14 protein-coding genes are annotated in these 14,089 nt (G+C 57.0%); 8 read left to right on the top strand and 6 right to left on the bottom strand.

The genetic code is table 11. The features are described 5' to 3' along the window. Positions 1-8: 8 nt before the first annotated feature. The 5 genes from ehuD (at position 9) to ASD46_RS20285 (ending at position 3,238) form a co-directional block, all read left to right on the top strand. Positions 9-701 (top strand): ectoine/hydroxyectoine ABC transporter permease subunit EhuD, encoded by a 693-nt coding sequence (gene ehuD, locus ASD46_RS20260; RefSeq protein ID WP_004431448.1) that lies wholly within the window; start codon positions 9-11, stop codon positions 699-701. Then, on the top strand, positions 698-1,477 hold the full coding sequence (gene ehuA, locus ASD46_RS20265) for an ectoine/hydroxyectoine ABC transporter ATP-binding protein EhuA (RefSeq protein WP_013761013.1): 780 nt from the start codon (positions 698-700) through the stop codon (positions 1,475-1,477). Before ehuD ends, ehuA begins: the two co-directional genes overlap by 4 nt. A 285-nt stretch (positions 1,478-1,762) precedes the next feature. Beyond that, positions 1,763-1,996, top strand: coding sequence for a toxin-antitoxin system TumE family protein (locus ASD46_RS27835; RefSeq protein ID WP_282097743.1), 234 nt, complete (start codon positions 1,763-1,765; stop codon positions 1,994-1,996). Beyond that, positions 1,993-2,364: a hypothetical protein gene (locus ASD46_RS20275; RefSeq protein WP_013761014.1), complete on the top strand. Its 372-nt coding sequence runs from the start codon at positions 1,993-1,995 to the stop codon at positions 2,362-2,364. Before ASD46_RS27835 ends, ASD46_RS20275 begins: the two co-directional genes overlap by 4 nt. Before the next feature lie 388 nt (positions 2,365-2,752). Then, entirely contained in the window at positions 2,753-3,238 is a 486-nt protein-coding gene (locus tag ASD46_RS20285; protein ID WP_060642588.1) for a cupin, read from the top strand. 69 nt (positions 3,239-3,307) lie between these two features. Here ASD46_RS20285 and ASD46_RS20290 read toward each other — a convergent pair whose 3' ends face one another. Continuing rightward, the gene (locus ASD46_RS20290; RefSeq protein WP_013761017.1) at positions 3,308-3,904 is read right to left on the bottom strand and encodes a TetR/AcrR family transcriptional regulator; all 597 of its coding nucleotides are present in this window, start codon (positions 3,902-3,904) and stop codon (positions 3,308-3,310) included. Positions 3,905-3,985: 81 nt separating this feature from the next. Between ASD46_RS20290 and bdcA the strand changes: the two genes are divergently transcribed. Beyond that, positions 3,986-4,693, top strand: coding sequence for an SDR family oxidoreductase (gene bdcA / locus ASD46_RS20295; RefSeq protein ID WP_013761018.1), 708 nt, complete (start codon positions 3,986-3,988; stop codon positions 4,691-4,693). Positions 4,694-4,820: 127 nt separating this feature from the next. On the opposite strand, the gene ASD46_RS20300 is transcribed toward bdcA, so the two are convergent. Both ASD46_RS20300 and ASD46_RS20305 read right to left on the bottom strand, forming a co-directional pair. Continuing rightward, positions 4,821-5,525: an anti-sigma factor domain-containing protein gene (locus ASD46_RS20300; RefSeq protein ID WP_013761019.1), complete on the bottom strand. Its 705-nt coding sequence runs from the start codon at positions 5,523-5,525 to the stop codon at positions 4,821-4,823. Then, positions 5,522-6,067 carry a sigma-70 family RNA polymerase sigma factor gene (locus tag ASD46_RS20305; RefSeq protein WP_025594844.1) on the bottom strand — a complete coding sequence of 182 codons (546 nt, stop codon included), beginning with the start codon at positions 6,065-6,067 and terminating at the stop codon, positions 5,522-5,524. Before ASD46_RS20305 ends, ASD46_RS20300 begins: the two co-directional genes overlap by 4 nt. A 204-nt stretch (positions 6,068-6,271) precedes the next feature. Here ASD46_RS20305 and ASD46_RS20310 point away from each other — a divergent pair, with 204 nt between their 5' ends. After that, on the top strand, positions 6,272-7,060 hold the full coding sequence (locus ASD46_RS20310) for a DUF4394 domain-containing protein (protein WP_013761020.1): 789 nt from the start codon (positions 6,272-6,274) through the stop codon (positions 7,058-7,060). A gap of 432 nt (positions 7,061-7,492) precedes the next feature. Continuing rightward, the gene (locus ASD46_RS20315; protein ID WP_013761021.1) at positions 7,493-11,980 is read left to right on the top strand and encodes a putative Ig domain-containing protein; all 4,488 of its coding nucleotides are present in this window, start codon (positions 7,493-7,495) and stop codon (positions 11,978-11,980) included. Between the two features lie 56 nt (positions 11,981-12,036). On the opposite strand, the gene ASD46_RS20320 is transcribed toward ASD46_RS20315, so the two are convergent. The 3 genes from ASD46_RS20320 to ASD46_RS20330 are packed head-to-tail and all read right to left on the bottom strand — an operon-like array spanning position 12,037 to position 14,069. After that, positions 12,037-12,738, bottom strand: a complete 702-nt coding sequence (locus ASD46_RS20320) for an SDR family oxidoreductase (protein WP_013761022.1) — start codon at positions 12,736-12,738, stop codon at positions 12,037-12,039. A 19-nt stretch (positions 12,739-12,757) separates the two neighbouring features. Continuing rightward, positions 12,758-13,288, bottom strand: coding sequence for a lipocalin family protein (locus ASD46_RS20325; protein WP_038495503.1), 531 nt, complete (start codon positions 13,286-13,288; stop codon positions 12,758-12,760). Between the two features lie 31 nt (positions 13,289-13,319). Continuing rightward, positions 13,320-14,069 (bottom strand): hypothetical protein, encoded by a 750-nt coding sequence (locus tag ASD46_RS20330; protein WP_236760428.1) that lies wholly within the window; start codon positions 14,067-14,069, stop codon positions 13,320-13,322. Positions 14,070-14,089: the final 20 nt, after the last annotated feature.

The raw sequence follows: 14,089 nt of genomic DNA on the forward strand, positions 1-14,089 counted from the left end.
ATTCAGTCATGATGTATGGTTACGAATGGGACACGACCACCTGGATCACCTACACGACCTCGATCCTGCCCATCATTTTGATCGGCCTGACGGTAACGCTGAAAGCAGCCGCCGCCGGCTTTGCCATCGCGCTTATTCTGGGGCTGGTTTTTGCGCTGCTGCGCCGCAGTCGGGTGAAATTGATTTCCTGGCCGACCGCAGTTGTTGTCGAATTCCTTCGCGACACTCCGCTTCTGGTGCAGCTTTTCTTCCTCTATTACGTTCTTCCGGAATTCGGCATCGTTCTGCCGGCGTTTCTCACCGGCGCGCTGGCGCTGGGCCTTCAATATGCCGCCTATACGTCTGAGGTCTATCGCGGCGGCATGGAGGCGGTGCATCATGGCCAGTGGGAAGCCGCGACTGCGCTTAATCTGACGCGCATGCAGACGTATCGGGATATCATCATCCCGCAGGCGATCCCGCGCATAGTTCCGGCCATGGGCAACTATCTTGTCGCCATGATCAAGGAAACGCCGGTGCTTTCCGTCGTCACGGTTCTAGAGATGATGGGGCTGGCAAACATGATCGGCGAGCGCACCTTCGAATATCTGGTGCCGCTGACGCTTGTCGGCCTGATCTTCCTTCTTCTGACCATAATCTGCTCAGCAGGCCTCAGCCGCCTGCAAAGGGCGCTTCCAAAAGCAGGAATACCCTTGCGATGACAAACAACACCAATCAGCCGCTGATCGAATTTTCCGATGTCACAAAGCGGTTCGGCATTTTGACGGTCCTCGACCAGTTCAATTTCAGCGTGGCAAAAGGTGAAAAAGTCACTCTTATCGGTCCTTCCGGCTCCGGTAAGTCGACGGTTCTGCGCATTCTCATGACGCTGGAACCGTTCCAGGAGGGAAAGCTGACGCTGGCGGACATTTCCTACCATCAGGCCGGCGGCAAAGGCCCCTTCCAAGCCTCGGAAAAACACCTGCGCCAGATCCGTAACCACGTCGGCATGGTTTTTCAGAGCTTCAACCTCTTCCCTCATATGACGGTGCTGCGCAACATCGTGGAGGCGCCGGTGCGTGTACTGGGCATTGCCCGGCCGGAGGCAGAAACACGGGCAATCGAACTCCTGAAGATGGTCGGCCTGGCCGACAAGAAGGATCACTATCCAGTGCAGCTTTCTGGCGGCCAGCAGCAGCGTGTCGCCATTGCCCGCTCTCTTGCCATGCGCCCGCGTGTCCTGCTTTTTGACGAACCAACCTCCGCCCTAGACCCCCAGCTGGTCGGCGAAGTGCTTTCCGTCATCCGTGGCCTGGCCCACGAGCACGATTTGACCATGTTACTTGTTACCCACGAGATGCGTTTCGCTCGGGAAGTGTCGGACCGGGTCTGCTTCTTCGACAAAGGGCGTATTTGTGAGCAAGGAACGCCAGAAGAAATCTTCGGCGCACCAAAGGAAGATCGGACCCGCGAGTTCCTGTCATCCGTTCTGCGGTAACCGCACTCTCACACGACCAGGAAACAGCCATGACCACAGCGACGACGAGGTAGCAGATGTGCTCGATGATGCTGAATAGGGTGGTCACACCGGAGGCGACCTGAAGCAGTTCCCCGAGGCGGCTGAGCAAAATAGCCGTCGCGCCGCAACGTCTCGCCGCTGCGGCTGGATTTGCTCATTAATCAAGTGTTGGCGAGATTGACAACACCGTAAGATGTTGGCATTATAGACAACAAGAAGGCTCTCACGATAACAGAACACAAAAGTGTTGGTGCCGACGGCAGCATTATCCAGTTCGTTATTTGGAAAGTTCCAACGCCTGTTCCCCCAACCGAACATGGGTTCAAATATCGAATGGTCTATGCCCAGAACGGCATTAGGGTTGTGGGCTTCGACAATGAGCGGGGTAAAGGCGATCACATACATCTGGACGGCCATGAGTTTCCTTACCGGTTCACAACAATCCACCAACTGATTGAGGACTTTTTATTTGAGGTCGAAAAACGGAGGCAGTCATGAGAACTTTGACCATCACGACAAATGCCGACTGGAAATCGGCATTACGCGTAGCAGGTAAGCGCGCTGCTATTGGCCTCGAAAGCGGTGAGTATCAGGGTGAAACGCTAAACTTTGAGACACCCGGCACATTCTTTTCGCGTCTCACCGAGCGTCGTTGGGAACTACTGAACGTCCTTCTGGGAAGTGGAACGGTTGGCGTGCGAGAGCTTGCGCGCAGACTGAACCGGGACGTCAAGCGCGTCCATGAAGATGCTGCGGTGCTAGTCGAGCTGGGACTGATTGAGAAGGACGAGCGCGGTGCATTAAGTTGCCCGTTCGAGCATATCCATATCGATATGATGATGGTGTCAGCAAGACAGGTGGCGTGATAGGAGAGAGGGCGCTGACGTGTAGCACGATTAGCGTCGATTATGGCGAGAGGAACCGCCTTCGGCCCTTCGCCTCCCGGTCCCCTCGATACGGACACGGCACTCTGTTGATCTGAACCCTTCATACTGGACCGTTTTTGGTTAGAGTGTTCCGGTGCATTTTCCTGGCTGGGAAAGGAACGGAAGACGATGAAAGCATCGCAGTTTTCGGACGCACAGAAGACGTTCATTCTGAAGCAGGGTCATGAAGGAGTGTCGGTGGCGGAAATCTGCCGGTGCCACTCCAGTTCCGCCGAAGTGCGGACGAAGATTGGCTGGTCGCCAGCACTGGCTGCGCAGCAAACCAGACACGGTTTGGCAGGCCCGACAGATGGCCAGGAGCATTCACATGAAAGTTGAAAAAATCACTTTAAATCCAGGCGATCAGGTTCCCAACAACCAGACCTTCCCTGTCATCATCTATCGACACGACGGCTCGCAATTCGATTCCGCTGCTTTCGAGGCACTGTTCGCACGAAACGGATGGCGCGGCATCTGGCGCAATGGTGTGTTTGCCTATCACCATTACCACAGCGGCGCGCATGAAGTTCTGGGCGTGGGGGGCGGTGAAGCGACGTTGCAGATTGGCGGGCCGGATGGGCAAACCTTGCACGTTACGCAAGGTGACTGTCTGGTCTTGCCAGCCGGCACAGGCCACATGAAGCTGAAATCCTCTGCGGATTTTCAGGTTGTCGGCGCTTATCCACCCGGCCAGGAGGCCGATGTTCAGACGTCTGCACCAACCAGTGCGATGCTTGCACAGATAAAGTCTTTGCCAAAGCCGACGACCGACCCCGTGCACGGAGCATCAGGTGGCCTGATCGATCTCTGGTGAGAATGAGCCGGGTTTTCGACACCTGCCAGCTTCCATCACTAATAAGAAGTATTGAGACTGCTCCGAGATTCAAGCCTCGGAAAGCTCCTGCTTCACCGCTCCCCCCGCAACGCGCGCAATACTCAGGAGTCGCTCTATGTCGCGGCCAATCCGCGCCATGGCGGAGAGACCGACCATGGTCGAACTCACGAAATCCGCCAGACGCTCAGCCTCTTCCGGATGGCGCGCGGCAATATAGGAGCGGATCACGCCCTCTGCCGCCGTGTGAAAAACGCGGGCTGCGGCACGCGCCTCTTCATCGTCGCAGCGCGTGCCTTCCAGAACGAGGCAACCAGGGGCTGCGGAATGAGCTGCATAGCGTCTTGCCGCATCTTCGAGCAACGATGCAAGGCACTCGCCAACCTCACGATCCGGCCGCAGAATATCGGCAAGAGGAATTGCTTCCGTTCCGGCATAGAGATCAAGAACCCTCTTGTAGAGGCCCATCTTGCTGCCAAAAGCGGCATAAAAGCTTGGCGGGTTGATGCCTAACACCGAGGTAATCTCCGCGACGCCCACAGCATCAAAGCCACGCGCGTGGAAAAGCTGCTTGGCCGTGGCCACAGCCTGATCAGGATCAAAACGGCGCGGACGGCCGCGGGAGCGAATGTTTTTTGTATCGGTCATTACATAATATCTTGACGAGTGAGTTATTCGGTATTTATGTATCGATCATTAAATTAATTTTCAAGGTCATGGAGAGTGCTCGTGTTTCAAGGAAAATCCGTTCTGGTTCTCGGCGGCAGCCGAGGCATAGGCGCAGCCATCGTGCGGCGGTTTGCAGACGAAGGTGCAAAGGTAACGTTCACCTATGGCGCGTCCCAAGGTGCGGCGGAAGAGCTGGCGAAGGAGACGGGCAGCACTGCCATACGGGCGGACAGTGCTAACCGCGACGAAGTCATCCGCGTAGTGCGTGACAGTGGTCCTCTGGACATATTGATCGTGAACTCCGGGATTGCCATTTTTGGCGATGCTCTCGAGCAGGACCCTAATGCCATCGACCGTCTGTTTCAGATCAACATCCAGACGCCCTATCACGCCTCTGTGGAGGCGGCGCGGCGGATGCCTGACGGTGGCAGGATTATCGTTATCGGCTCGGTCAATGGAGACCGGATGCCGGTGCCGGGCATGGCCTCTTATGCCGTTTCCAAATCGGCCTTGCAGGGGCTGGCGCGCGGTTTGGCACGCGACTTCGGGCCACGCGGCATCACCATCAACGTTGTGCAGCCCGGCCCGATCGACACCGACGCGAATCCGGAAAACGGGCCGATGAAAGACCTGATGCACAGCTTCATGGCACTCAAGCGCCATGGACGGCCGGAGGAAGTGGCCGGCATGGTGGCCTGGCTTTCCGGGCCTGAAGCCGGTTTTGTGACGGGCGCGATGCACACGATCGATGGCGCATTTGGCGCCTGATAAGCAGATTGCCTGATTGTTTGCGGCCGGTTTCGGGACAGCACGATGGTGTTGCTCCCGAAACCGGCGAATAGAATTCGGCGAAGGAAATTTCGCCGCGATCTTATCGGTTTTGCCTTTGGGTGATCTATCGCGGCATTCGGGCGAAGCCCTTTGCCAAGATTGGGCCGGTTGGCCTGCCTGTTGGTGATCCGCCTGCCTGTTCAAGCGTGATCTCGTAGAGCTGGTCGCTTCTCGGGGTCGGTAAAGCCGGTCCATCGAGACGCGCTGAACGGACGCCATCGATCAGGCCGAGCGAGACCGGGCCAACATCCTTGGACGGCAATGTCCATACCTGGATCGTCTTGTCTCCAGGCACTGCAAAATCGGCCAGCATCCGCACGGTTGCTCTTTCGTTGCCGAAATCCTCAACAACGGCCTGAACCTCACCCGTCTCGTTGACGAGGACTGCGATCACCAGCGGCTCCGTTGTCCGTGTCAGGCTAAACGTAAGGCCGGCGGCGAGCACAACGGTTGCGGCAATGGCAGACACGGCAACGGCGCGCCAGCGGTTTGTGCTGTTGTCGTTTGCCGTGTGGGTGGGCTTAAGGGATGCGGATGTCGACTGAAGCGGCAGGCGGGATTCGATGTTGCTCCACAATTCGCCCTTGATGGATGCCGGCTCAACGGTGGTATCGAGCGGCAGAAAACGCTCACGGCTGGCCGCGATTGCCGCCCGCAATTCGCCATCCGTTTCCATTGCCGCCTCAACAGCCGTGGCTTCGGAGGTCTCCAGCAAGCCCAATACATAGTCATCGGCGATCGCGGGAATATCTTTGCGCTCCATCATCATGCCATGCACTCCCGAAGCGCCGAAAGGCCGCGCCTGATCCAGGATTTCGTCGTTCCAAGCGGAATGCGCAACCGGCCAGCGATTTCGCCGTGGGAATATCCGGCCACGTAGGCCATCAGGATGCCCTGTCTCTTTGTCTCCTCAAGACCGCCGAGACATTCATAAAGGCGTGAATTCCGATCAAGCTTCTGCCATGCGGCCATTACTTCATCTGCCTGCGCGCCATCGCGGAGCGTTTCAACATCCTCCACGGGGAGTTCACGCCTGCTGTCGCGCAGAAGATTAAGCGCCCGGTTTCTGACGATCGCGTAAATCCAGCCGCGCGCCGACCCCTGATCTGCCCGGTATTGGTGCGCATGGGTCCAGATGCGCACGAAGCTCTCCTGTACCACCTCTTCCGCCAGTTCCCTGCGCTTGACGATGCGCTCTGCCACTGCAATCAGCCGGCCTGCCTCGCGATCGAAAATCGCACGCAATGCGTTTTTGTCCCCTTTTGCGCAGGCTGTGAGCGCCCTGTGTAGATCGTCCGGCACGGAGCCCATCTGCATTTGAAACCTTTCAACGTCTGATCGCCAGCATGGTCGACTTGGGCATAATACCCATCGTGGCGGCATATGGATGCATCTCGCAAATATTTTTTCGCTGTCTGCATCCAAATGCACCCTGCCCGGTGTCTTGAACTGTGGAAGCGTCGAAAACCAACCGCTGGACGCCTTCCGAACGGTTCAACGCACGGGAGAAACACCATGAATATCATCCGCTCCACTCTGATCGCCTCCGCCGCTTTCGCAGCATCGGCAAGCATCGCGGTTTCAGCACCGGTCCTCGGGCTGACCGGCGACAAGACGCTCGTCATGTTCGACACTGACAAGCCTGCCGTTACAAAGACAATGGATGTCACCGGCGTCGACAAGCTCATTGGCATCGATTTTCGCCCCGGTAACAAGACTGTCATCGGTGTAACGCCGGACCACCGCATCGTCTCCATCAACCTTGAGACAGGTGCTGCAACCGATGTGGCCAAGATGGACAAGATGCTGACCATGACCGAAGCGCCTGTTGTGGTCGATTTCAACCCAGCAGCGGATCGTCTTCGTTTCATGACCGGCACGACCAATCACCGCGTGCATCCCGACACCGGCGCTGTAACGGTTGATGGAACACTGGCTTTCGAAGATGGCGACATGCACAAGGGAGAAGCGCCAAACATCGTTGCCGCCGCCTATACCAACTCGATCGGCAAGCCGGAAAAGACGGCCATGTACAATATCGACGCGACCATCGGCGCCCTGGTTCAGCAGACGAAGCCGAATGACGGCACACTGAAGGCAATCGGCAAGCTCGGCCTCAAGGACATGCCGGCAACCTACGCATTCGATATCCACGGCGAGGAAGGCGGCAAGAACACCGCATACCTGGCCGCCGGCAACACGCTTTACACCGTCAACCTCGAAACCGGCGCTGCCACCGAAATCGGCGGGATCACAGGCGCAGACAACGGCTTGCGCGACATCACTATTCTTCCCGCGATGTGATTGGGGGTCGTAGACTGGGGATTTTAGTTGTCAGAAAGGGCTGGTCCGGTTGTGCGGGCCGGCCTCTTTTATTTAATCGGTAATGTTGACGATCAGATATTCGGAAACAGATCTTATTGTTGGGGTGTATGACAGTCGTCCGTTAACGATCGAGCGTAAGCCAACGAAAATATTGATAACACTGACACATACACCCACCGCCGTCAAAGAACCGATAAGTCCCCGCGACACCTTACCAGCTCCCTCAGTCCTGCCGTATCGCGCACCACATCGTCTTCGCTATCTTTCCATAGGCAAACACAAATACGGCACACCCTGTTCAAAATGCGTGTCTAACTCGAGTTATTTTTCACCTAATGGTTGACTCCATGTAATCTATTTAAATACCTGCTAGTAAAAGTTTATGCGCATATTCTAATGCTGGGGGGCATGATGGGTGGCAGGTTGAGCTCGTGGAAAGACGCTGCAGGTCGTGCGGTGTCCTGTCTTCATACGATATCCAGAACGGGCGCCATCGCTCTTTCGCTTCTCCTTGTCCTAGCGACACAGGCGCTTGCCCAGTCCGTCACGGTTTCGGCCGTGCCTGCGACGTTCAATGGCCTTGGCGATAACATCCGTTTCGATTACGTTATTGATCCCGGCTCCTACACCATCACCAGCATCAATCCCACAACCACGTCCATCAAGGGTGCAGTAGTATCCTGTCCCAGCGTGGGCAGCGGCCTTGAATGGCCCAACAAGCTGACATGTACTGCGGCTTACCGCGTCGACGAATTGGATGTCATGGCCGGGCAGTTTTCGGATTTCGCCAGTTTCTCCGGCACCCGGGTGGGCGGACATTCTTTCAGCTTTACCAGCAATACGCTCGTCGTACGCGCCGTAGCAGGCGGGCCTGTCGTCCTGTCGGTAACGTCTTCGCCCAACCCATCCTTGCCCGGCCAAGAGGTGGAAGTCACGGCAACCGTCTCCTCCATGGGCTGCAATGCCGGCCAGTCGCCTCCGGGGAGCGTCAGCATTTCCATCGGTTCCCAATCGGCCAATCTCGGTCTGGCGCCGACCGGGCCGGTGAGCCCGGCATCTTCCGCCACCTTCCGGACGACGAGCCTGTCATCCGGAACATATCCAGTAAGCGCTTCCTACACAGGAGGCAGTGGCTGCAGCACATCTTCCGCAAGCGGCTCCAATCACACGGTCGAAACCAAACCGACTGTGACGATCAATCAGGCAACAGCGCAAGCGGACCCGACGTCTCGGTCGCCGATCCTGTTCGACGTCGCTTTCGACAAACCCATTGTTGGTTTTTCCGGCGCCGATGTGCAGCTGTCCGGCACGGCCGGCGCCACCACGGCCACGATTTCTGGTTCCGGTCCCACCTATCAGGTGGCGGTGTCGGGCATGAACCGGGCCGGAACCGTTGTTGCAACGATCCCAGCCGGAAGTGTCACGACACCGGCCGGCCTCGCAAACGAGGCGTCGACGAGTTCGGACAATTCGGTCTCATACGACCCGGTCAAAATCACCCCTGTCGCGATTGCCGATCCAGCCTATCAACAGGTCTATGGTCCGGTGGGCCTGACCGCGAGCGGCGGTAGTGCGCCTCACAGCTTTGCGGTCTCAGCAGGCACGCTGCCCGGCGGGCTTTCTCTTTCCAGCAACGGTGAGCTGACCGGCATTCCAACTCAGACCGGCAATTTCAGTTTTACCGTGACGGCAACCGACTCTGACGGTGCGACAGGAGAACAATCCTATTCCGTTTCCATCGCGGCACCCGTGATAGATATAAGTCCCACTTCCATCCCCAATGCGACGTATGACATAGCTTACAACCAGACCCTAACAGCCTCGGGCGGTGCATCACCACACAGCTTCTCAGTGAGCACGGGCTCGCTGCCGCCGGGCCTTTCATTGGCTGGCTCCGGCGAGCTTTCCGGCACGCCGATCTTGTCGGGCACCTATAACTTCACAGTCACCGCATCCGATGTAAATGGCCAGACGGGCAGCCGCGCTTATTCCATTAGTGTCGCATTCACTCTGCCCGATGCGCCGGTGGGTCTGATGGCAACCGCTGGTGACACCCAGGCGGCCGTGTCCTTCCAGCCGCCGCCACGCAATGGTGGTGTGGCGATCACGGGTTATATCGTGACAGCGACCCCCGCAGATGTGGCGCCGGTAGCAGGGGGGAACAGCCCCATCGTTGTCACAGGCCTAACCAACGGCCAAAGCTACACGTTCACGGTTACCGCCGAAAATGCTGCCGGTCAGAGTGTCGCCTCCGTTCAATCAAACAGCGTCACTCCGAAAGCGTCACAGACGCTCACGTTCAACAATCCGGGGCCGCAGACGTTTGGAACGACGCCCACGCTGACGGCTAGCAGCGATTCCGGATTGACTCCGATTTTTACTTCCGTCACGACCGGCACCTGCACAATTACAAGCAGTGGCCTTCTGACCTTTGTTTCTACAGGCACATGTACGATCAATGCGGATCAGCCCGGCGACAGCGATTATCTTCCTGCGAGCCAGATCACGCGCTCGTTCACCGTCAATCCACAGGCACCTGTGGCCAACGCGGTCTCGGTCAGTGTCGCACCTGATTCGTCCGACAACGTCATCGCTCTCAATGTGACGGGTGGAGACCCGGCCAGCGTCGCCATCGCCACGGCTCCGTCCAATGGCAACGCGACAGCAACCGGAACCATGATCACCTATACGCCAAGACCGGCATATACGGGTCAGGACAGTTTCACCTATACGGCAACGAATGTCAGCGGTGTGTCTGCGCCTGCAACCGTCACAGTTTTGGTCACGGCGACGACACTCGTCTTCTCTCCCTCCGCAGGACGGCTGACGGATGCATTCGTCGATATGCCCTATAGCCAGACCGTCACAGTATCAGGCGGCAATGCACCCTATCAATATACGAGCAGCGGCGCGCTGCCCGATGGCCTCAACCTGAATTCCGCCACCGGAGAGATCACGGGCAATCCGACGACGGAAGGAAATGCGAGCTTCAATATCACCGCACGCGACACCAACGGCGTTACCGCTTCTGCTGCCTACACCATAGCTGTCCTGGTTGCCGCGCCTGTCGCAAGCGACAGCACAGTAACCGTCGTCGCAGATAGTACCGGCAATCCCGTACCTCTCGGCATATCGGGAGGCAGGCTGGACACAATCGCTGTTATCACCGGCCCATCACACGGAACCGTCAGCGTGATCGGCACCAGTGTTACCTACACGCCGAACAGCGGCTATTCCGGCACCGACAGCTTTACCTATTCGGCGAGAAACTCTTCGGGCAATTCGTCCGCCACGGTCACGATCACAGTTACACCGCCAGCGGGCGCCCTCGCCCTTTCACCCGCAGGCGGAGCTTTGACGGAAGCGATGGCAGGAGAAGCTTACAGCCAGTCCATCACGGCTTCCGGCGGCACCAACCCGCTGCTCTACAGCCTTGCCGGCGGTACATTGCCAAAAGGTATGATCCTCAATCTTTCAACCGGTGAACTCACAGGTCCGCTGGAGACCGAAACCGAGGGTGACTATAGCTTTACCGTTCAGGTGCGGGACGCTCGAGGGGCAACCGCTGCAGCAGCCTATACGCTGAAAGTGAAGACCCGCGAAATCAACGTCGCCAACCGGGAGATCAGCGTAGCGCCGGGCGCAACACCGCCGAATATCAATCTCGCCACAGGCGCCACGGGCGGTCCCTTCACCGGCGCCGATCTCACCTTTGTCAGTCCTGCCAACGCCGGTCGGGCAAGCATCGTGAACGGCGAATTCGCTCAGGCCGGCGGTACGCAGGCGACGGGATTGTACCTCAAATTCATCCCCAATCCCGCATTCTCGGGTCAAGCCCGGGTGGGTTTTCGTCTCGTCAGTGCACTGGGTGCCTCCAACGAGGGGACCGTCACCTATAATCTCGGTTACGATGCTGCACAGGTGGCAGACGAGATAAATGATCTCGTGCATGGATTTGTACGCGCCAGACAGAACATCATCGCGTCAACGATCAAGGTGCCGGGCCTTCTTGAACGGCGACAGATGGTCAACGCCACCAGTGCCGTCACTTCACGTGCAATGCCTTCCGGAGAGGGCATGGTTCTGAGTTTCGCCACCAGCCTTGCGCAGATCGAAGCTGCCCGAAACAACGCCGATGGCGTGACGAGAACGGAAATGCCGCTTTTCAACATCTGGCTTGACGGCTCGTTCCTCGTCCACAACCGGGATGAATCGGGAAGCAAATGGGGCAGCTTCGCCATGGTTTCAGCAGGTGTGGACTATTTGCTTTCCGACAAGGCAATGCTTGGTTTTTCCTTCCATTTCGACCGCATGACGGATCCGACGAACGGTGACAACGAGTTGACCGGTAACGGCTGGCTCCTTGGCCCCTATGCCTCGTTTGAAATCGCCAGAAGCGTTTTCTGGGACAGCAGCCTGCTGTATGGCGGCTCTGCGAACGACATCGATACACCCTTCTGGGACGGATCCTTCGATACCAGCCGTTGGCTTTTCGACACGTCGATCTCGGGACGCTGGGACATCAATGACGTCACGACCTTCACGCCCAGATTTCGAGGTGTTTATCTATCCGAGACTATCGAAAACTATACAGTCGGCAATGACGTTGGTGACCTGATCGAGCTGCGCGGTTTTAAGGAAGAGCAACTGCGTGTCAGCCTCGGCGCCGAGATTGCGCGCCAGATTTCCCTTGAAAACGGTTCCATCATGACACCGAAATTCGGCGGAACAGTTGGTGTTTCGGGGCTGGATGGAGAAGGCGCCTTTGGCTCCCTCAGCACGGGAGTAACAGTTGAGACTGCGGAAAACTGGTCCATTGACGCCGGCCTCCTTTTTAACATTGAAGGCGATGGGGAAACCTCGGCTGGCGCAAGAGTGGGTGTCAGCAAAAAGTTTTAGACCAGGGGCTTCGTCACCATCACAATCGTCGGATAATCCCTTGCAGACGATGGCACTCACCATTCGATCCTTGAACCGTCATAGGCAAAAAACTGCCCTGTTTGTGCCGGTGTGAGACCATCGATTGTTTCCATCAGGCGCGCGGCAGACTGCTGCGGGGTGAACAAGTCTTTGCCCTTCGAAAATTGCTTGGACAGCTCTGTTTCGACTGTTCCGGGATGAAGCGCCACGATGATGGCCTGTGGGTTTGTGCGGGCGATTTCGATGGCTGCGGTTCGGATGATCTGATTTTGAGCGGCCTTGGATGCTCTGTAGGAGATCCATCCGCCCAATCTGTTGTCGCCAATCGAGCCAACGCGCGCGGACAGGGAGGCGAAAATGCTTCGCCCGTCTCTGCGCAGAAGCGGGGTGAAATACTTGAGCAGCAAAGCAGGGCCTATGGCATTGACCGCAAACTGCCTCGCCATTTGAACTTCGTCGATCGCCCTTATCGATTTTTCGGGACCGGCACCATCGACCGTCAAGGCACCGGTTGCATTGAATATCAGGTCGAAGGAGCCGCGCTGAGCCTCCAGACGGGCGGCAACTTCGCGCACTCTGGTTTCGTTCGTTATATCGAGACCATCGACGCTTCGCGAGAGCGGCAAGGCGAACGCGCAACGAGGGTCGGCCTCGAAGTGCGACAACAGGGCTCCACCAATGCCGCCGGATGCGCCCAAGACGATCGCCCTGTAGCCATTTTCAAGCGACTGCATCATCCATGCGCTCCATCAGCTGTTATTTCTGGACCGGAAACTCGAGCTTGCTGACGTCGTAGCCAAGCTCACGTGCTTTCGTGATCATTTTATTGAGCTTCGTTTTGGACGGGATGTTGCGGGCGTAGATCCACACATCGCCGGTCGACGGGTTGGCGCTGATGAACCAGGACTTATCAGGCGATTTGTAGAAAACCCAATAATTGAATGTGATGAAAAGAGGGTAGCGAACGCGCATCTTCGCATTGGTTGATCCGAAATCCTCGATCTTGCCGACGCCGTTCACCGTCTTGAGGCGACCCTTCGGATTTCCTGCTCGACAGCCATCTTCTATCAGCACTTCATCCGCCGATGCTCCCTGCCGATAGGTGGAATATCCTGCAACACATCCGTCTGTCAGCAACATGGGTGTACGGCCGATTTCAAGCCAGGTACCGCGGTAATGATCGAGACCGACGGCAACTGGTTTGGGGGCTGCGGAAACCGCAAAACCGGCAAACAGAACCAGCGAAAATGTCAGGGCACCAATCACGCGGTTACAATGTCTAAGCATAAACTCCTCCTGTCGATGGCACGGCTCTTGTTCAGATTTCGGTTCGCCGTGAAATGCCGGCATATCTAAGGGCGATAAAGACCATGAGGCTGGCGGCAGAGAACGCATTCAGATTGAGAAGCGTTGCAAGATCATCTGCCGACCAGGATTGCAGCGGCGCGCCGAGAAACGTCCGCGAGAAAAAGAAAGCGATGAAGACGAGGATTGCCGTCGCATATTGCCAGAGCTTCTCGTCTGCGCGGAACGACATGGCTGCAAGCATGATGCAGGCTGCGAAGAAAAATTCGGTGCCAGAAGCCTGGCCGAATAGTTTGGTTTCAAACAGCGTGTCGATTGTTCCCACCAAAGGGAGAGCGAGGCGCGCGGCCAAAGGGGATTTTTTCGCCAGGAATGGTATCGCGAGAAAGAATGGCACCGACAATAGGGTGACAAGCGATGCCATGGCTCCGTCATCGACCAGATACCACACGTAAAGCGGATAAAATGGCTTGTTGAGGATGATGACCCAGGCAACGGTTATGGTTGCTCGTGTCAGATCATCTCTTGCAGCAGACCCTGCATTTGCGGGCTGGCTAGCGTGGCTTTGAAGCTCCATCGGACCCAGATTCGTCTCCCTTTTCGCCTGAACATTGAAGGCGCAAGCCATGTACGAAAGGCGAGCCAATTTGGTTTCATCCTGCCAAGAAAACTTTGTCATCATGTTCGTCACCATTGTTGCGACGCTGGGACCATACCCCGCCAATGAACCACGACTGAATAATCTCTTCAGCTTCCGTTCCAACGAGACCGTCTACAACAAAG

Source organism: Rhizobium sp. Root491, from assembly GCF_001427205.1.
Classification (GTDB): Bacteria; Pseudomonadota; Alphaproteobacteria; order Rhizobiales; family Rhizobiaceae; genus Agrobacterium; species Agrobacterium tumefaciens.